Below are 19,035 nucleotides of genomic sequence, written 5' to 3' on the forward strand. Positions count from 1 at the left end.
AAAACCGCTGCCCGTCACCACACGGCTGCCCCCGCTTTGCCCCGTGTCCGCCCTCACAAGCCTCGTCCCTACAATGTGACCCCGGGGCAAGATGGATTGATGGCATCAAAAAACTCCCCGGAAGCGTGGACCTGAAGTTCAGTCCACCTTCCGGGGAGTTGATTTTTCCCATTTGACAGGGCATCACACAGCAGCGGTCAACGCTTTCCCCCTGGAATGCTTGGCGAGAAACTCCAAGGCAATCTGGTGGAACGCTTCGGACTGCTCGAACTGCGGCCAGTGGTCACAGCCGCGCATCTCACGCAATTCGGCCGATTGAACCACCCTGGCGATCTCGTAGGCATTGTCCAAAAACATGTTGGGAGCATCCACGGAGGCCACCACCAGCAAGGGAAGTTTGAGTTTCGCCCACTCTTCCTTGCTCAATTGTTCCTGGCCCCGGGTAAAGGCCATGACATGGCCCATGGCGGCCTTCATGGCTTCCTGGCGGTAGACGCCCAACCGGACAGCGACCAGGTCGTCAATCAAATCATCCTGGTTAAGCATGAGCCGGCCCATTGCTGTGGTGACAGATTCCCAGGTTGGATCGGCCACGGCCGAGCTGCGCCGCTTGCGAACATCCGCTGCGAAAGCTGCTTCTTCCTCCGCGTCCACCACTATCCCGGCAGGAGCCAGGGCAATGAGGGAGTCCACCCGCTCGGGGAAATCATGAGCCAGCCGTGCAGCCACCCACGAACCGAGTGAGACGCCTATCAGTGCGGCGGTTTCCAGCCCGAGGGCATCCATGAAGTCACGCACATGCTCGGCATAATCGGCAATGCGGTAGTCGAAATCAGGTTTGTCCGTGTATCCGCAACCAAGCAAGTCCAGGCCCAGAACGTGGTAGTTCTGGGACAACGCATCATAGTTGGCACAGAAGTTTTCCAGGCTGCCAGCCGTGCCGTGCAGCAATATCACAGAGGGGTTGGAACGATCACCGGCTTCCAGGTACCTGGTCCGCACGCCGCCGGCCTCCACATAGCGGAGGGAGTGCGGCGCGCGGTTCAGAAACGTCCAGATGCTTCTATGATCGGTTGCTGCGGAGCTCACGACGCCAATGCGACGCGGGCGGCCTTGATTTTGGCCGCCTGCTCCGCCATCCACTCGGTACGCGGACGCGCCTTGGGATCGGCCTGGACCAGTGCCTCCGTCTGGCGCAGGATTTCCTCTTCGCTGTCTTCGAGGTTCAGCGGCTCGCCGAGAGGCTGCTGCGTGTACCACTGCGAGTGCGTGTAAACCTCGATCATATTGCCGTCGGGATCGTCGATGTAGATGCTCCACGCGGTCCCATGGTTCTTGACCACCTGGACGGGGATGCCCGTGGCCACAACATGGCGCCAGAAGGCGCGCAGTTCGGTGAGGTTCGGGACCAAAAAGGAGATCTGGGCCGTGGTGGGAGGTGTCTCGGGGGCGCGGCCCTCGATCAACGCCAGCTGGTGGTGCTCGCTGGGGTCCCCTGTCAGGAACGCCCCGCGGCGCTTGGTGGCAGCCTTTCCGGACTTGCCCAGTCCGGAGTCGCTGACGATCATGCCGAATTCACGGCAGTAGAACTCGACCATGGCGTCGAGGTCCTTGCAAAAGATTCCGAGATGGGCCAGGCGCGGATTGAATTCCGTCAGTATCTGGGCGTCGTTGCTGGTGGTCAGTGTCATGTTGTTTCCTTCTCTATTCTTCGGGTGAATGCGGTTGTGACACGCTGGCCGGCATGCGCCAGCCGTTTCGTCATGGGAGTGAAAGTTCGTTGGCAAGATCGGCCACGTCCGTGACGTCCTCGAGTTTGCGGATAAGATCCAAAGCACGTTCTGCCTGAGGTTGCGGCAGCGTGCCGTTGAACTTGATGTTGCGCCAGTACTTGTCGACGACGTCGTCAAAGCCCACCGGATCTTCCAGCCAACCGATCGGGGTTTCACGGAAGAATTCGAGCTGACGACCGTCCTTGAGAAGAATGTTCAAGCGAATGGCGTGCGTCTTCCCGGATGGAAGGTTGGGGCGCAAGGTCACCCGGGATGCCAGATCGAGCACCATGGGATCGTAAATGGCCGGCTCGGAGTAGTGTTCCAACTCGGGACGGCCCCGGTACAACGCATTGGCCACACCGTACGGGATGCTGAAGAGGAATTTTGGCTGCAGGTCATCTGCTGTGGGCACCTGGTTCAGGAAGTGGTCGATGCGCTTGGGCAGCACGTCAAGGTAGACATGCTCGACGTCGTCGCCGTCGAACTTGTGCTCTCGGCGCACCTCCAAGGCGCAATCGATCGGGTTGTGGTTTCCGTAGCAGGAGGGGTGCAGCTTGTGTTGGCCGCGCACATAGAAGGTACTGCCCAGGTCAGCGGTCATGTCCGAAGGGTGCGGGTCCTTGGTGTACAGGCTGAAGTAGCCCAATCGGCTCTCCAAGGCATCCCGGACACCGTCAAAGCCGGCCACCGACAGCTGGCAGCTGAGGATGCCGTTGAAGGCGGCCATGGCACCGGGCAACTTGAAAGAGGGAACACCATCCCAAATGCCCTGGTAAGAGCCGGCCATGAGATTTAGCAGGATGCCAAAGGCGTTGCGCAGCTGATCACGGGTCAAGCCCATCAGCCGGCCTGCAACGGCGACCGCACCGAAGGCGTTGGAGGTGCCACAGACTTCGAAGTCCGCATCGAAATTGAAGGTGTTGCCGACAGAAACCCGGGCCGCGACGTCACCGCCGAGAACGACAGCCGCCAAGACCTCTTCGCCGCTGGAATGCAGGAACTCACCGACATTCAAGGCCACAGCCTCGGTCGTGCTGGCTACGTGGCCGACCATTTTGCCGGCGTTTATGCCTTCCGGTTCCGGCCCGCAGACCTCAAAATCGAAGGACCTGATCTGCAGGGAGTTGACCATGGCGGCATAGGGAAGAGCCAGCTTTTCCGCACTTCCCACCACGGATGCCTGGGGCGCGCCGCCCAGGGCGCGGATGACCTCGAGGAGCGCGTCGTTGCCTGCCGCTCCCGCGCCCGAGACGGCGCAGCTCAGGGCGTCGATAAGGCGCATCTTGGCGGCGGTGAGGACGTCCTCGTCAAAAGCCCCAAAAGGCGTGAGGAGGATATGATCAACCAGCTGGTCGATGATGCGTGGAGCCATAATGAGCCTGCCCTTTCCTAAAATTGGAAAATGTCCCAAGACCGCTGCCGGCGCGTGGGTACCTTCGTGTTTATGACGATATGCCCCGGCCTGGAGCCGGGTAAGACGCCTTCCCGGTATCCGGCAAGTCCGTCACGGTTGTCACGGAAAGACACCGCAGCCCGCCCCCACCTGATGGATTTGCTAGTAACTTTGCGCAGGTGTAGGAACTGAGGAGTGCACATCCTTGATGTACCGTGTTGCCAGCGCCTCCGATCCTCGAGCCAGAAGCGAAACGTCCGCCCCCACGTTGATGAAGTCGGCGCCGGCTTCTTCGTAGAGGCGTGCCTGCCGTTCGACGAACGCGTTGACCCCGACAATCTTTCCAGCTTCCTTGACCTCCCGGATGGAACGCAGGACTGCGGCGATGACGTCGGGGTGGTCCTGTTGGCCCAGCAGTCCCATGGTTGCGGCGAGGTCGGCCGGCCCAATGAAAACGCCGTCGATCCCGTCCACGCGGGCGATGTCGCCAGCATTTGCCACGGCTTGCGCCGATTCGAGCTGGACCAGCAAGGTGAGCCCTTCCTCTGCGTTTTCCAGGTAACGGGGGATCCTGTTCCAGCGCGCGGAACGCGCCAAGGAAGCACCCACACCGCGGATGCCCCTCGGTGCGTAGCGGATCGCGGCCACAGCGTGCCGGCCCTGGTCGGCGGTGTTGACCATGGGCACGATCAAGGACTGCGCGCCGAGATCCAACACCTGCTTGATGACGACAGGATCGTTGTCGGGCACCCGCACCACGGAGACGCACGGATACCCGGCAACCGCGCGAAGCTGGGCCAGGATCGTTTCCAGGCCCGAGGGTCCGTGCTCACCATCGATCAGCACATAGTCCAGCCCGGATCCGGCACAGATCTCCGCCACACCGGCGTCGCCGGTGCAAAGGAACATGCCCACGACACTCCGCCCGTTGACGGCGAAGAGGTCCTTGAAGGAAGGTGTCATTCGAATCTGCATGTGATGGTCCCCAACTTTCCGTAGTCAGCGAAAACCGTGTCTCCCCGATCAACGGGGACCGGGCGAGTGAAGGAACCGGCCAAAATGATCTGCCCCGCTTTCAATACGTCCCCGTGAGCGGCAATCTTGTTGGCAAGCCAGTAAACACCGGCCGCGGGATGGCCCAAAACGCCGGCGGCGACCCCCGTCTCCTCCACCACCTGGTTTTTGTACAGCACCGCCGCAATCCATGGCAAGTCAACGTCCTGTATCCGGACGGGGGTTCCACCCAGCACCATGACGCCCATCGCGGCATTGTCTGAAATGGTGTCAACGATGGTCCGGTCCGGCATTTCGATGCGTGAATCAAGGATTTCCAGGGCCGGAACCACGTATTCGGTGGCGTTCATGACGTCCAGGATTGTCGCGCCTGGCCCTACAATCTCGTGTTTGAGAACAAACGCCAATTCCACCTCGACCCGGGGATTGGTGTACCCGTCCCATGGTAGAGAGCAGCCACTGGGCAGCACCATGTCCTCAAAGATCACCCCGTAATCGGGTTCTGTGATGCCGCTGGAGAGCTGCATGGCACGGGAGGTCAGACCGATCTTACGGCCGGAGAGCTTGCGCCCGGCGGCTTCCCCACATTGCTGCCACAGCTTTTGGACCCTGTAGGAATCCTCCACTGTCATGTCAGGGTAGCGCGCCGTCAAGCGCTCGATCGGTATCCGTGTCCTGCCCGCCTCGAACAGTTCCTCGGCCACAAAGGCGATGGTTTGTTCATCGAGCATGGAAGCGCCTTCCTGTCCCGCCGTGCGCCATTGGGCCCGCGGGGGCCCTCACGGCTGGCCGGGTGCGGCTTGGCTGCGGATTTCCTGGTAGACCCTCGCCCGCAGTTTCGCGAATTCGGGAGTCGACTTCGTGGAGATTTGGTCCCGATGGCCGCCCAGATTGGTCTCGATCAAGTCGACCACCTGTGTTGGCCTCCCGCCCAGCACCAGCACCCGGTCGGACAAGTAGACTGCCTCGTCAATGTCATGCGTGACCAGGACGATCGTGATGCCCAGGTGTTCCTTCACCCTCAGCGTCAGATCCTCCAGGTCTGAGCGTGTCTGGGCGTCCACGGAGGCGAAGGGCTCATCCATCAGCACGACGGCCGGTTCGAAGGCAAGGGCCCTGGCAATGGCCACCCTTTGCTGCATGCCGCCGGAAAGCTGCCATGGATACTTGTGAAGATGCCCCTTGAGGCCCACCTCTTCAAGGGCCGCCGTCGCCTTGTTCCCCATCTCATCCTTGGACATCTTGGACGAACGCAAGGGCAGCACGACATTGTCAAGAATTGACAGCCAGGGCATGAGCGAACGCGAATAGTCCTGGAAAACAATCGCCATTTCGGCCGGGGGCTCGGTGACCTCCACGCCTCGCAAGGCGACGTTCCCGGCAGTCGGGGCCAACAAACCGGAAAGACATTGGAGCAGCGTTGTCTTGCCGGCGCCGGACGGGCCCACAATGCACATGAACTCCCCGGCCCGGACGTCGACAGTGATGTCGCCCAAAATCTCAAACTTGCCGTAGTTCTTGGCCAGGTTCTTCACGGCGAGGAGGGTCTCGACGGCGGCGGGAGGGTTAGTGGGCTTCTGGGAGGTGAGAGAGTCAGTCATGGTCGTTTTCCTAAGCGTTCTTCAGATGGTGCCAGCGGAGGATTCGGTTCTCAGCCAAACGGAAGGCCAAATTCAGCAGGTAGCCGAGGAGGCCGAGCATGATGATGCCCGTCCACATGCCGAGCAGATCAAAGTTCCTTTGAGTGCTGAGCACGAAGTAGCCGACGCCGCCGGGCGAACCGATCATTTCCGTCACAACCATCACTACGGTTGCGATGGCGAGTGCGAGCCGGCCACCTGCAAAGATCTGCGGTGACGCGTTGGGGATATAGATGAAACGGATGCGCTGCCACAGGGTGAGCCTGTAGCTCCTGGCCACCTGCAGCAATACGGGCTCCACGGATCGAACGCCGTCAATGGTGTTCAACAAGACAGGCCATGAACAAGCCAGGGCAATCATGAAGACCTTCATTTCCTGACCGAGGCCAAGGAACAAGGTGGCAATGGGGAGCAACGCGACCCCCGGGGTGGAACGAAGAAGTTCCAAAACCGGGCGGAGTGCTTCCTCGATGCGTCGCAAGAGTCCCAGCAGGATTCCGCCAATTATTCCGACCAGCAGGGCAATGACGAATCCGAGCAGGATCCGGCCCAGGCTTGGCAGGAGGTCTTGGACGATTCCGTTGAAGAACCACACTTTCCCAAAATCGTGCATGATATCAGCCAGGGGCGGGAAGTAAAACGAAGAGCTTCCGGCGGAGAGGACCAGCCAGATAATGACCAGCACAATGGGGAGCCACAGCTCCCACGCCAGGTTCTTTAGGGTTTTCATCAGGCGCGGGCCCCTCTCGTAATCGGGTGCCACCACAGCATGCGCCGCTGCAGGAAGAGGATGACCAGGTTGATGGCCAAGCCGAGAAGTCCGGCAGTCAGTGCGTAGGCGAACACGTCCGCCCGCTGAAAGGTGTTCTCTGAATGGGACAATTGCTCACCCAGGCCGTGGGCGCCGCCAATGTACTCGGCGCTAACGGTCATCAAGAGGGCAATGGTCGCGGCCAACCGCATGCCTGTGGTGACCAACAGTGTCACGCTGGGAGCCCACAAGTAGCGCATCCGATCCAGCCACGAGATCCTAAAGACCTTCACCACCCACTTTAGGACAGGCTCCACCTGGCCAACCGCGTACATTGACTGGATGACCAAGGGCCAAACGGCTGAAAGAATGATCAGGGTCAGCTCCATGGAGATGCTGGGGCCAAAGAGCAGCAGCACCAGCGGAAGCAGTGCGATCGTGGGGATGGTGCGAAAGAAATCGATGACCCAACGCGTGCTGCGTGTGGCACCCCGTGAGACCCCAATGGCCAGTCCCAAGGGAATGCCGACAACTGAACAGATGGCCAGCCCAATGAACCACACTTTGACCGTGGTCGCGATCGCCACCCAGTAAACGGCGGTCCCCCACAGTCTGATCAATGCGCCCACCACCGCGAACGGTCCGGGGAGGGATCCAGCGTCCATCAGGGGGCTCAATGAGGCCAGCTGCCAGATCAGGAGGACGATCGCGATGGCGACGACTTTCCAGCCGAGCGAACGTACCCAGTGGACGCCGGCCCCATCGTTGGCATTGCCTGAATTGGTTCCACCCGGCTTGCCCAGGTTCGGCTTGTCGCTGATCCTGCGCCCTTTGGGGCCCGGGGACCCCAAAGATTTCGGCGCGGTCACTGCCGGGGAGTTGCTCATTTGATGGTGGCCAACAACGAGGCCGTGTCGGGAACGCTGGACAGGATTCCGTACTTGACGGCATTCTTGGCGACGGCGTCAATCTCCGCCGGCTGGATGGCCCGGGTGCCGTAATCCAGAATGAAGGCGTGCGTGAGCTGTGCTGCCTTGTACCCAAGCTGGTCCACGGCAACCTTCTTGCCCAATTCCTTGTCCTTGTTCACTTCGCCCTGGCCCTTGTAGACGTCGGCGATGAACTTTTTCATGGTACCGGGGTTTTTGTTGATGAAGTCGTTGGTTGCGACATAGACGGAGCTGGGCTGATCCTTGCCGTTGGGAATGTCGGTGCTGTGAATCAGACGAACCTTGCCGGCTGCGACAGATGATGAGGCAAGCGGTTCGGAGGCGGTGGTGGCTTGGATGTCGCCCTTGACCAGCAGGTCAATGGCCTGCGCTCCGGGCACTTCAACGAACTTGACCTTAGAGGAGTCGCCGCCTGCATCATCAATGGCAATGCGGATGTTCATCCAGATCTGGTTGTTGATGGCCGGCACGCCGAGAGTCTTCCCGGCCAAGTCAGCAGGGGTTTTGATGCTGCTGTTCGGGAGCACCAAGACGCTGCCCGTGGAGGGTTCGCCGTCGCCGCCGTTGGTGGATTGGACCCCCGCGGCAGCGACGATCTTGATGGGAATGCCCTTGGCAATGGCCTGCATGGCGGTCGTCGTGTCGATCTGCGCGACCTGAAGTCCGCCGCTGACCAGTTGGGGGATGGCGTCGTTGCCGGATTTGATCGCGGAGGCCGCAACGCTCAGCCCATCGGCTTTGAAGATGCCGCTTGAAATGGTGTTGCGGATGCCCACGCCAGCCAGGCTGGTGGTGGCGCCAACCTTGAGGGTGGTGACTTCCGAGGCAGCCGTCGATGCGCCTCCACAGGCGGTGAGGGACAGTCCCAGGGCCAGAACGGTGGCTGCTGCGTATGCGCTTCGGCGCTGGCGCGTGCCTCTGATGGGAGCTCGCATTGGGGGTACCGACTTCCTTCGAGATGGATGGGGACAGCCGCTGTAGCTGGGAAGAGGTCCGAAAAGTCTGGAACAAACCATTTCTGTAGCGACTGGTTCAGTAAACGGTAATTTCCGTCACACCGGCTGTTCAACCGGTCATCCCGGATAGTGAAAAGTTGTGCCGAAAAGTTATGAACCTGCCCTCCGAAACCCGTACGCCGGCGTGAGGACAAGCGCACTCGGTAAAAAGTTGACGTGCCGCATAGCGGGATGCACCCGTGCCGAACCCGTCGCCGACGTGTGGAATGGTGCCAAGAGCCGGTGCCGCTTCAGGACGCCGGGCAAACCGAAGGAGCCTCTGATGCGGGAACGCCCACTGGAGGGCATCTTGGTGGCCGATTTCTCCCGCGTTCTGGCGGGCCCCCTTGCCACCATGACGTTGGCAGACCTGGGTGCGCGGGTCATCAAGGTCGAGCGCCCTGGAAGTGGCGACGACACCCGACACTGGGGACCGCCCTATTCCGAAACAGGAACCACCTACTTTGATTCGGTCAACCGAAACAAGGAATCCCTTTGTCTGGATCTCACCGATCCCCACGGCCGCAAGCTGGCCTTGGAACTGGCGGATCGGGCAGATGTTGTGGTGGAAAATTTCAAGCCCGGCGGCATGGACAAGCTGGGGCTCGGATACCCGGAATTGTCGGCCAGCAACCCCGGCCTGGTCTACGCATCGATCTCCGGCTTCGGTGACCGCAAAGGGGCTGAGCTGCCCGGCTACGACTTTATTGTCCAGGCCCTCGGGGGCCTTATGAGCATTACCGGAGAGCCAGAGCATGATCCCACCAAGGTGGGCGTTGCCGTGGTCGACGTACTCACGGCCAAGGACACAACCATTGGCATCTTGGCAGCCCTGACCGCCCGGCAGCACAGCGGCCTCGGCGCACACCTGAAAATGAACCTGCTCTCCAGCTTGCAAGGCAGCCTGGCCAATCAGGTGCAGGCGTTCCTGGGTTCAGGGGCGGTACCAGTCCGGATGGGCAACGAGCATCCATCCATCGTTCCCTACCAGCTTCTGGAAGCAGGCGACGGCCCACTCGCCGTCGCGTGCGGAAACGATTCCCAGTTCGTGAAACTATGCAGCGTGCTGGGCAGCCCGGAACTCACAGCCGATCCGCGTTTTGCCACCAACGCCGCCCGGGTGGCGCACCGCACTGAACTGATCCCGCTCCTGGAGAGTGCTCTGGCCGTTGCACCGGCGGCGCACTGGCAATTGCAATTGTCGGCCGCCGGGGTTCCCTCCGGAAAAGTGGGCGGCATTGACGACGGCCTGGCCTACGCCGAGGAACTGGATCTGAACCCCACCATCGACGTGCTGGACCCGGCCGGAGCGGTCGCGGGCCGGCAAGTGCGCCACCCGATCACCTGGGAACCGGAGTTTAGCGTCCGACGCGACGCGCCGCCCCAGCTGGGGCAAGACAGCGAAGCCATCATCTCCTGGCTGAGCAAACCCAACCACCCCTCACCCATAAGCCAGAAGGCAGGACCAGCACAATGAAAACCCAGGACCCGAGTGTGACCCTTGACCCGGCAGATCTGATCGACTTCGACTCCCTGCTGAGCCCTGAAGAGCTCAGCCTTCGCAGCACCGTGCGGGAGTTTGTCCAGCGCGAAATCAAGCCCAACATTGCCAAGTGGTACGAATGCGCCGAGTTCCCCTTGAAATTAGTGCCAGAACTGGCCAAGCTGGGGCTGCTTGGAATGCATCTGCACGGCTACGGTTGCGCCGGACGTTCGGCCGTTGACTACGGCATTGCCGGTGCGGAACTGGAAGCCGGTGATTCCGGCCTGCGCACCTTCGTGTCGGTGCAAGGCTCCCTGGCCATGTCCGCCATTCACAAGCACGGCTCGGAGGAGCAAAAGCAGGAATGGCTGCCGCAGATGGCCGCCGGCACGGCCATCGGCTGCTTCGGCCTCACCGAAGCCACCGCCGGCTCGGACCCCTCCAGCATGAAAACCTTCGCCCGCAGGGACGGGGACGACTGGGTGATCAACGGCTCCAAACGCTGGATCGGCCTGGCCAACGTGGCCGCAGTCGCAATCATCTGGGCACAGACGGAGGACGGCGTCCGAGGCTTCGTCGTCCCCACCAACAGCCCCGGCTTTGTGGCCACGGTGATTGAGCCAAAGCTCTCCATGCGCGCCTCCATCCAGTGCGAAATAGAGCTCACCGACGTCCGGCTGCCAGCCTCCGCCGTGTTTTCCGACGTCGTGGGGTTGCGGGGTCCGTTCTCCTGCCTGAACGAGGCCCGCTACGGCATCATCTGGGGTGCCATGGGCGCTGCGCGAGACGCCTTCGAAGACGCACTGGCCTATGCACAGCAGCGCCTGCAGTTCGGCAAGCCCCTGGCCGGATACCAACTCACGCAACAAAAACTGGTGGACATGGCGCTGGAAATCAACAAGGGATTCCTCCTGGCGCTGCATTTGGGTCGCCTCAAGGACAAGGGCGCCCTGCAACCACACCAGATCAGCGTTGGCAAACTCAACAATTGTCGCGAAGCCATCGCCATCTGCCGCGAGGCCAGGACCATTCTGGGCGGCAACGGAATCACCTTGGACTACTCCCCGCTCCGCCATGCCAACAACCTGGAATCAGTGCGTACCTACGAGGGCACCGATGAGGTCCACACGCTGATCCTGGGCAACAAACTCACCGGCGTTCCGGCGTTCCGCTGATCTCGACGCAAGGAAAAAAACCATGAAAGCAGCACCCGCACACACTCTGGAGATGCCAGCCACGGCCGAGCTCCGGCACTTCATCGCCGGCCAGTGGCGCCTAGGCACCGGCGCGCCCATCTCCTCCCTCAACCCGGCGCGGCCCGGGGAGGTCGTGGCCGCCGGCACCCAGGCAACCACGAACGACGTCGATGCCGCCATGACAGCGGCCCTCGCCGCCGCGCGTGGCTGGGCACGCACCCCGATGCACGAGCGTGGTGAAGTGCTGCTCCGGGCCGCGGCCCACATCGAGACCAACGCCCAGGCGTGGGGGCTGGAGTTGGCCCGCGAAGAAGGAAAAGCGCTCGAAGAGGGCACCGGGGAAGTCACACGGGCTGCCGCGATCCTGCGCTACTACAGTGCAGAGGGCGACCGCCTCGCCGGTGAAGTGTTTTCCTCACCCCGGCGCGGCGAGCGAATCATCGTCACCCGCAAGCCGCTTGGCGTGGTGGGCGTGGTGACACCGTTCAACTTCCCCATCGCCATCCCCGCCTGGAAAATTGCACCGGCGCTTGTCTACGGCAACACGGTGGTCTGGAAACCGGCGTCGACCGTGCCCCTGCTGGCCATGCGCCTGGCACAGGCGCTCGATGCGGCAGGCCTGCCCACGGGAGTCCTCAACCTCCTCATTGGGCCTGGCGCGCTGGGCAACCACCTGGTTGAGCACCCTGGCCTTGACGGGCTGACCTTTACCGGCTCCACCAGGGTTGGCCGGGCACTCAGCGCCAAGGCCGCCGGTTTGGGTGTGCCCATCCAGGCGGAGATGGGTGGCAAGAACGCCGCCATCGTCCTGGCCGACGCCGATCTTGAACTGGCCGTTGACCAAGTTCTCCTTGGCGCTTTCCGCTCCTCCGGACAAAAATGCACGGCGACCTCGCGACTGATTCTGCAGGATTCGATCGCCGATGCATTCTTGGAGCGGCTCAGCGACCGGCTGGACCAATGGCACATCGGCGACCCCACAGATCCTTCAGTCACCATGGGTCCGGTGGTCTCCGACGCCGCCGCCGAAGACATCCGCACCGGTGTGCGGGCCGCCCAGGCACAGGGAGCCCGTTTGGTCTACGGCGGCGTTGATTCCCCAACACATGCCGGAACGGCGTTGCCTGCGGCGCGGAGTTTCCTGGCACCCACGGTGCTCGAAGTCCCCCGAACCGCAACAACCACAGTGAACCCTGCGTGGCGCGAGGAATTCTTTGGCCCGGTCCTGAGTTTCGTCAGGGCCACCACCATGAAGGACGCCTTCGACCTTGCCAACGACAGCAAATTCGGCCTCTCCTGCGCGTTGTTCACCCAGGATGTCACGGCGGTGCTGGAAGGCATTGACGAGTTGGACGTGGGTATTCTTCACGTGAATTCCGAATCTGCGGGCGCGGACCCCCACGTCCCCTTCGGCGGTGCCAAAAAATCCGGTTACGGCCCCAAGGAACAAGGCGGTGCTGCCAAGGAATTCTTCACCCACACCACCACCGTGTATCTGCGCGGAGGTGCAACCTCATGAGCTCCCCGGACATCGAAGCCATTGAGCGCATCCTGGTGGTGGGCGCCGGCACCATGGGCCGGCAGATCGCCATGAGTGCCGCCCTGGCCGGCTACACGGCCACCGTTCAGGACATCAACGCCGACATGCTGGCAGCTGCCGGCGCCGACTTAGGCACCTGGGCCGCGACGCGGGTCGGCAAGGGAAAACTGGACAGTGACGCCGCATCGCAGGCCCTGTCCAGGCTCAGCTACACCACCAACCTGCAGGAAGCTGCGGGCAGCGCCGACTTTGTCATTGAGGCCGCCACCGAGCGGCTCGATATCAAGAAGGAAATCTTCGCCACCCTGGGCAGCTATACACCTGCGCATGCCGTACTGGCCTCAAATTCCTCAACCCTGGGCTCTTCCAAGGTGGCAGAGGCGTCGGGCCGGGCCGAACAGGTCTGCAACATGCACTTCTTCAACCCGGCGCTCGTCATGAAATGTGTTGAGGTGGTGCGCCACGACCTGACCTCCGACGCCACAGTGGCCGTAACACTGGAACTGGCCCGGCGGCTCGGCAAGCAGCCAGTGTTGATCAACCATGAGATTCCCGGCTTTGTTGCCAACCGGCTGATGGGCGCAATCCAGCGCGAAGCCTTGGCGCTGGCCGACGCCGGGGCCGCCACCATCGAGGACATCGACACCACGGCCCGCACCGCGCTGGGCCACCCCATGGGCCCGTTCGAACTCATGGATCTGGTGGGCCTGGACGTCATCACCTTCATCGCCGAGGCCACCTACGCCGAAACATCCGACCCCGCAGACGCGCCCCATCCCCGGGTCCAGGCCCTTGAGGCTACCGGCAGGTTGGGGCGCAAAAGCGGTTCAGGATTCTACGACTACGGCCAAGGAGGGCACTAACGTGGCACAACACCAAGCGGGTGGAACCACCACCCCGGGAAAGCCCCTTACAAACACTGGATACCCACAGAAACTTGCAGAATCCGGACCAGTTTGACGCCGCCCCGGCCATTCCGGCGGAAAATGTTTGGCGCTGTCGACACGGGCCCAACCGGCTGATCTTCAGGGAGTCTGGTCCCGCCAGAGCGGGACACCCGGTCCGATGACGGTTCCCATCCATAATGAAACCGCCCGACGACGTCACGGCACGACCCCAAGAATTCAGTGTCGCCAACGTGTACCTCAGGCAATGGGAGCACCGGTTTGGCGGTCATTTCGTGCCAGCCCGCCATCCACCACATTGACGTCACCTCAGAAGCGAAAGGCCCAGAGCGCCCCCTGCCCACACCTGCCGTTGAAATGGCCCGACAGGCCGCCCTTGACCGGCCTGGTCAACTGACGAGTTCCTCCGACCAGGCCTGCCAAACGGGCCCGATCCGCATGCCCCGGCCCAGCCCGTCGTCGGGCGCCCACAGTGGAATGCCGTCATGGTTCGGGTTCCCGCTCAGGGCAAACGATGCCCATGCCAGGGCCATGTTGCGGGAGGTGTGATGCCGCGACGGCAACTCTCCGGCATAAACCGACCGGTCCACGTTATTGAACACGAAGGGCAGGTCCAGGCTGTGGGTGGTCCCGAGCAGACCGTCGAGAATGTCGGTGGTATGGGCAAATTCGTACAGGTACACCGGAGCGGACTGCTCTGATTTCGCCTCCACCATGGCTGTCGCAGCAGCCTTGAAGGTAAACGCATTGACGACCCGTGCGTATCTCAAGCGGACAGGCTCGTCGGCGAAATCGCCATTGAACGTCTCCATCATCGCAACACCCGCGTCGCCAAAGTTCGCTGCCGCAAGCGAACGGGCCTGCTCGGCACCCAGTGTGGGGAAACTGGCACTGCCCGCCATCAGCAGCGACGGATCATGGGAGGCATAGCCAATCATCATCGGGATTTTGTCCACCATCGCGGGCGCGTCCTTGCCGAACGGATGGCGTACAACCACGGTCCCATCCAGGACCGGCCCCCAACCGGTGGACATGGCGGGGGCCGCCGGGTTCATGCCGAAGGCGGCCCCCAGCGCGGGCGAGAGCTTTCGTTGGACGTCAAGGAGGGCCCGCAGCGGCAGCTCGCGCATGGCCTCGGGATTGTTGGCGTCCACGCCGGCGGCCGCCAAGGCCTTCAGTGCCAGCTGGCGGGCTTCTGCAGGTTCGGTCACCGTCAGCATGGGACCACTCATGTTGATGGCCTTGTGGAACAGGCCGCGTGCCGAGGGCATGGCCATGAGCACGTTGACCTTCCCGCCGCCGCCGGACTGTCCGAAGATGGTCACGTTGCCGGGATCGCCGCCAAAGCCGGCAATGTTGTCCCGCACCCATTCCAGCGCGGCGACCAGGTCTAGGACTCCAGCGTTGGACGCGCTGGCAAAGTCCGGCCCGACCAGCTGGTCCAGCGGCAGGAACCCGGTCAACCCAAGCCGGGCGTTGACGGTCACAACGACGACGTCGCCCAGGGCCGCCAACTCGTCTCCATTGTAGAGACCGGAGCCGGCAGAGCCGTGGACGAACCCCCCGCCGTGGAACCACACCATCACAGGGCGCCGGCCGCCGTCGTCCGACGCCGGGGTCCACACATTGAGGTTCAGGCAGTCTTCACTCATCCTGGCACCGTCCAGGGGGTGGCCGCCCTTCACGTACATCAGGTTATGGACGGCCTGTGCGCTACCCTCCGATCCGAGCCGGGTGTCCACCTGCGGCGGTGCGTCACCGAAGTGCAGGGCCTCCCGGGCCCCACTCCAAGGTTCCGGCCGGGCTGGCGGGGTGAACCGGGCCCGGCCCGACGTGGGTGCCCCGTAGGGGATTCCCAGGAAGGATTCGATGCCGCGGAAGCGAATGCCGCGCAACGCGCCATACGTGGTTGCTGCCTCAACAAAGGCATTCCCCCGTGGCCCCGTCATGCCCGGGCACCTTCGTCGATGACAGCCAGCTCAACGCCCATGGTTTCGCGGCTGCTCCATGCCGATGCGGCGGCGATAAACATGCACACCGCGGCGAAGACAGCGACCGGGACCCAGCCTGTCGTGCCCTCCCCCTGGATGGCGCGCTCAATCGCGGGCGCAAAACCTGCAATCAGGAATCCCAGCTGGGTCCCAATGGCGACACCGGTGTAACGGACGTTGGTCGGGAACATCTCTGTATACATGGAGGCGCCGACACCGTTCGCTGCCGAGGCAACAACACCGAATACACACGAAGCAACAACGATCAGAAGAAAATTGCCGCTTCCTACAATGATGAACAGCGGGACCCACAGAAGGCCTGTAACCACCATCGAGCCGGCAAAAACGGGCCGGCGCCCAATCCTGTCGGAGAGCACAGCCCACAAGGGCAGGGCAACGAGTCCCACGACGCCGGACACCACGGAGGCGACGAGCATCTGGATCGCCGGAACCTTCACGGTGCCGGTGGCGTAACCCAGGATGAAGACACCCATCGTGCTGCCACTGACCGCAAGCAGGCTGCATCCGATCACCCGAAGCACGGCAGGCCAGTGGCCGCGAAGGACGGCAGCCACAGGGACTTTGGCGTCCTGGTTGGTCTTCTTGGTTTCAAGGAAGGCATCTGTCTCATGCACGCCATTGCGAATGAACATGGCACCAGCATCAGAGGCCCTGCCACCAGGAACGGGATCCGCCAACCCCACGCCAACATGGCATCCTGCGGCATGCCGGCGATCACGATGAACGCCATGGAAGCCAACAGCGTGCCCAAGCTGGTCCCCTGCATCGTCCAGCTCGTATACAGGCCGCGTTTGCCCGCGGGCGCATGCTCGAGAGACAACGAGTTCGACCCCGCCTGCTCTCCCCCGGCGGACAGCCCCTGCAGAAGCCGGAGCCCAACAAGAATGGCCGGTGCAGCGAATCCGATCGAGGCGTATCCGGGGATCAGGCCCACCAGGAACGTGGCAACGCCCATCAGGTTCAGCGTCCACATGAGTGTGCGCTTACGGCCAAACTTATCCCCCAGGCTGCCAAAGATCAGGGCCCCAGCGGCCGGGCCACATAGGCGACGCCAAAAGTCGCGAAAGAGGCAAGCAACGCCCCGCTCGTGCCAAGCGGGGAGAAAAACACCTTATTGAAAACCAGGGCCGACGCAGTGGCAAACAGGGTGAAATCAAAATACTCAACGGTGCTGCCAAACATCGCACTCATGGCAGCCCGCTTGGCCATGCCGGCGGACTTGGTGTGCGGACGCCCCCGACCGCTCCCGCCGCTGGTGACTATGCCCGCCCGTACGCTTCCTGTGTCATCAGTTTCCCTTTCGAAACGCTGATCATAATGGCAAGCGATTGCCAAAATGTTGTCCAAATCACCATCCCACCCGGGAGCCAGCAGCGTCCAATATCGTTTTCACCAATTAACGATAAGAAATTCTTATTATTCGAGATTGAACGACGCTTCGGCGATGATGCCAAGCACCTTTAACTGGGCTGCGAACGGTTGCGCCGTCCGCCATGCGACCATGGTGCGCAGGCTGCGCCGGACATCAGACAACGGAACATAAACGACTCCACTGTGTGCCTCACGCGCCATGCGAGTCGGTGCGACCGCGACTCCGACACCGGCCGCCACGAGTGCAAGCATGGTCATCGTGTCCGGGGCATCATGAATCCGTTGCGGCCGGAACCCTGCATCCAAACACGCCTCCAACGCCTCATCGCGCAACCGCAATCCGGCCGCCACGGACGTCAGGACGAACGGTTCCCCCGCCAGCTCCGCCAACGCTGTCTCTCCGGCGGATGACAGCGGATGATCGGTCGCCACCAGCAACCCCATCGGGTCATCCCCGAGCACCGTCGAGTCGATGCCCGGCAGCAGGCGCTGCTCGGCGGTGAAACCAATGTCGAGTTTCCCCGCGGCCAAAAAATCTATCACTTCAGAGGAGGTATGCGAGGCCGTAATCGCCAGCTCGATGGCCGGGAACCCTTGGCGCACAGTACGGGCCAGCAAAGAGACCGTTTCGACGGACAAGGCACCGGCAAATCCCAAGCGAACCACCCCGCTGTCCTCACTATGGGCGTTGCGTGCCATGCGGACGGACTTCGCGACGGACTCCAAGGTGGCGGCACATTCGGGCAGAAACGCCTCACCCGCCCGGGTCAGGCTAATCGCACGAAAGGACCGGTCCACCAATGGAACACCAAGTTCCCGTTCAAGCTGCTTGATTTGAAAGCTAAGAGCCGGCTGCGTCACGTGCAGCGCAGCCGCAGCACGCCCATAATTAAGCTCCTGCGCCAAGGCGACGAACGCGCGCATCCAACGTAGTTCCATGCCCACACCCTAAAGCACTGGTGATCCATTCGATGGGCAGGGCCACACTGCAAAGTCGTTTAGCAGCTACCTGAGCCGGCGGCTGACCAGGCGAGGTGAGAGTGCTGGCGTGCGCCTCCGATGGCTTTGGACTTGTAGGTGGAGTGGAGCACTTTCTGGCCGGACAACAAATCCCGGAACCCCCGCACGGGACATCACCCCGCACCATTCCGAACGAATCCAGGCTCCACGGACCCGCCGACCCTAGAGCCTGGAGCCTGGACCACCGCATGTCTTTACTCTCATGGTCCCGGGCTCCGCGCGTGGCCTCCGGGCTTCAAGAGGACAGCCCGCTCTCAAAATGAATTCCTACAAACATGCCGCCAACTCACGTCGTACAGCGTCTGAAGCACCATGAACAGGTGTAGGGAGAAAGCGTACCCGAACCGCAAAGGAGCAGCCACTGAGCGACTACTAAATCAGCACTGGATAGTCATCCAGATAGCTGCATAATGGTGTTGACAAATCCGTTGACAAAATCAACGTCAGTTAAGCGCTTACACCGCCCTGACCTGCGGTTTTACTGTGCCCGAGGTGGGACTCGAACCAGCCGACACCCCTTACAAGCACAAGGAACTTCAGAAAAGATGCCGAATCCGGGCCAAACGGAAGCAGTCCAACTCAGTCCGAAGACAAAGGGTGTGTACGTTGTACACACCCTCTTTTTTGCCCTGACAACTACTGCCATCAAACCTACATACGCCGAATCGTCGACATTTGGGACCATCGCTTCAGGACTGCCCCGCCCACACGCAGAGCCGGGGAAGCGAGCATAGTTCCTATACCTTCAGGATCGATCAACCATCGCAACCGGCGATCGGATACTCACGGAAATCGCGGTGCGAGTCGAGCAGAACAAAGTCATCGAAGCAAAGACCGGTGACCAACTATCGCGGTTCGGCGTATAGGCGGGTGGCGTAATGCCCCGTCGAGCAAGGTTCGCCCAGTCGCGAGCGCCTCCTGCGGGCTGGATCGCCAAGAAGGTATGAGGCCGGTGCACCTTCCGGCGTGGACGGCCGCGGCGTGACGGTT

The 19,035-nt window shown here is 62.0% G+C and carries 18 protein-coding genes; 4 read left to right on the plus strand and 14 right to left on the minus strand.

The annotated features are described in order from the left end of the window. Window positions 1-183 precede the first annotated feature (183 nt). The 9 genes from G6035_RS16155 to G6035_RS16195 all read right to left on the minus strand — a co-directional run bounded on the left by G6035_RS16155 (window position 184) and on the right by G6035_RS16195 (window position 8,539). Window positions 184-1,143 carry an alpha/beta fold hydrolase gene (locus tag G6035_RS16155; RefSeq protein ID WP_218063299.1) on the minus strand — a complete coding sequence of 320 codons (960 nt, stop codon included), beginning with the start codon at window positions 1,141-1,143 and terminating at the stop codon, window positions 184-186. Further along, window positions 1,086-1,691, minus strand: a complete 606-nt coding sequence (locus tag G6035_RS16160; RefSeq protein ID WP_176618131.1) for a VOC family protein — start codon at window positions 1,689-1,691, stop codon at window positions 1,086-1,088. Before G6035_RS16160 ends, G6035_RS16155 begins: the two co-directional genes overlap by 58 nt. Before the next feature lie 70 nt (window positions 1,692-1,761). Beyond that, window positions 1,762-3,147, minus strand: coding sequence for an MmgE/PrpD family protein (locus G6035_RS16165; RefSeq protein WP_176618132.1), 1,386 nt, complete (start codon window positions 3,145-3,147; stop codon window positions 1,762-1,764). Between the two features lie 183 nt (window positions 3,148-3,330). Continuing rightward, on the minus strand, window positions 3,331-4,131 hold the full coding sequence (locus G6035_RS16170) for an HpcH/HpaI aldolase/citrate lyase family protein (protein ID WP_371131042.1): 801 nt from the start codon (window positions 4,129-4,131) through the stop codon (window positions 3,331-3,333). Next, window positions 4,128-4,913 carry a 2-oxo-hept-4-ene-1,7-dioate hydratase gene (hpaH, locus tag G6035_RS16175; RefSeq protein ID WP_176618134.1) on the minus strand — a complete coding sequence of 262 codons (786 nt, stop codon included), beginning with the start codon at window positions 4,911-4,913 and terminating at the stop codon, window positions 4,128-4,130. Before hpaH ends, G6035_RS16170 begins: the two co-directional genes overlap by 4 nt. Before the next feature lie 48 nt (window positions 4,914-4,961). Beyond that, window positions 4,962-5,783, minus strand: coding sequence for an ABC transporter ATP-binding protein (locus G6035_RS16180; RefSeq protein WP_176618135.1), 822 nt, complete (start codon window positions 5,781-5,783; stop codon window positions 4,962-4,964). A 10-nt stretch (window positions 5,784-5,793) separates the two neighbouring features. Continuing rightward, window positions 5,794-6,552 (minus strand): ABC transporter permease, encoded by a 759-nt coding sequence (locus tag G6035_RS16185; RefSeq protein WP_176618136.1) that lies wholly within the window; start codon window positions 6,550-6,552, stop codon window positions 5,794-5,796. Continuing rightward, window positions 6,552-7,460: an ABC transporter permease gene (locus G6035_RS16190; RefSeq protein WP_176618137.1), complete on the minus strand. Its 909-nt coding sequence runs from the start codon at window positions 7,458-7,460 to the stop codon at window positions 6,552-6,554. Before G6035_RS16190 ends, G6035_RS16185 begins: the two co-directional genes overlap by 1 nt. Further along, window positions 7,457-8,539, minus strand: a complete 1,083-nt coding sequence (locus G6035_RS16195) for an ABC transporter substrate-binding protein (protein WP_371131043.1) — start codon at window positions 8,537-8,539, stop codon at window positions 7,457-7,459. Before G6035_RS16195 ends, G6035_RS16190 begins: the two co-directional genes overlap by 4 nt. A gap of 262 nt (window positions 8,540-8,801) precedes the next feature. Between G6035_RS16195 and G6035_RS16200 the strand changes: the two genes are divergently transcribed. Genes G6035_RS16200 through G6035_RS16215 form a run of 4 tightly spaced genes read left to right on the plus strand, consistent with a single transcriptional unit; the run spans window position 8,802 to window position 13,600 of the window. Further along, the gene (locus tag G6035_RS16200; RefSeq protein ID WP_176618139.1) at window positions 8,802-9,995 is read left to right on the plus strand and encodes a CaiB/BaiF CoA-transferase family protein; all 1,194 of its coding nucleotides are present in this window, start codon (window positions 8,802-8,804) and stop codon (window positions 9,993-9,995) included. Continuing rightward, window positions 9,992-11,176, plus strand: a complete 1,185-nt coding sequence (locus G6035_RS16205; RefSeq protein WP_176618140.1) for an acyl-CoA dehydrogenase family protein — start codon at window positions 9,992-9,994, stop codon at window positions 11,174-11,176. Before G6035_RS16200 ends, G6035_RS16205 begins: the two co-directional genes overlap by 4 nt. Window positions 11,177-11,198: 22 nt before the next feature. Further along, a complete protein-coding gene (locus G6035_RS16210) occupies window positions 11,199-12,716 on the plus strand; it encodes an aldehyde dehydrogenase (protein ID WP_256128055.1) in 1,518 nt (505 codons plus the stop codon). Continuing rightward, window positions 12,713-13,600 carry a 3-hydroxyacyl-CoA dehydrogenase family protein gene (locus tag G6035_RS16215; RefSeq protein WP_176618141.1) on the plus strand — a complete coding sequence of 296 codons (888 nt, stop codon included), beginning with the start codon at window positions 12,713-12,715 and terminating at the stop codon, window positions 13,598-13,600. The genes G6035_RS16210 and G6035_RS16215 overlap by 4 nt, the downstream gene beginning before the upstream one ends. A 431-nt stretch (window positions 13,601-14,031) precedes the next feature. Here G6035_RS16215 and G6035_RS16220 read toward each other — a convergent pair whose 3' ends face one another. The 5 genes from G6035_RS16220 to G6035_RS16240 all read right to left on the minus strand — a co-directional run bounded on the left by G6035_RS16220 (window position 14,032) and on the right by G6035_RS16240 (window position 17,949). After that, complete coding sequence (locus G6035_RS16220; protein WP_176618142.1) at window positions 14,032-15,591, minus strand: carboxylesterase/lipase family protein; 1,560 nt, start codon at window positions 15,589-15,591, stop codon at window positions 14,032-14,034. After that, window positions 15,588-16,280, minus strand: a complete 693-nt coding sequence (locus G6035_RS16225; protein WP_371131044.1) for an MFS transporter — start codon at window positions 16,278-16,280, stop codon at window positions 15,588-15,590. Before G6035_RS16225 ends, G6035_RS16220 begins: the two co-directional genes overlap by 4 nt. After that, window positions 16,163-16,675: an MFS transporter gene (locus tag G6035_RS20680; RefSeq protein ID WP_371131045.1), complete on the minus strand. Its 513-nt coding sequence runs from the start codon at window positions 16,673-16,675 to the stop codon at window positions 16,163-16,165. Before G6035_RS20680 ends, G6035_RS16225 begins: the two co-directional genes overlap by 118 nt. Then, complete coding sequence (locus tag G6035_RS16235) at window positions 16,672-17,001, minus strand: hypothetical protein (protein WP_176618144.1); 330 nt, start codon at window positions 16,999-17,001, stop codon at window positions 16,672-16,674. The genes G6035_RS20680 and G6035_RS16235 overlap by 4 nt, the downstream gene beginning before the upstream one ends. 69 nt (window positions 17,002-17,070) lie before the next feature. Further along, on the minus strand, window positions 17,071-17,949 hold the full coding sequence (locus G6035_RS16240) for a LysR substrate-binding domain-containing protein (protein ID WP_176618145.1): 879 nt from the start codon (window positions 17,947-17,949) through the stop codon (window positions 17,071-17,073). Window positions 17,950-19,035 lie beyond the last annotated feature (1,086 nt).

This window comes from Arthrobacter sp. SDTb3-6 (assembly GCF_013376095.1).
GTDB lineage: Bacteria > Actinomycetota > Actinomycetes > Actinomycetales > Micrococcaceae > Specibacter.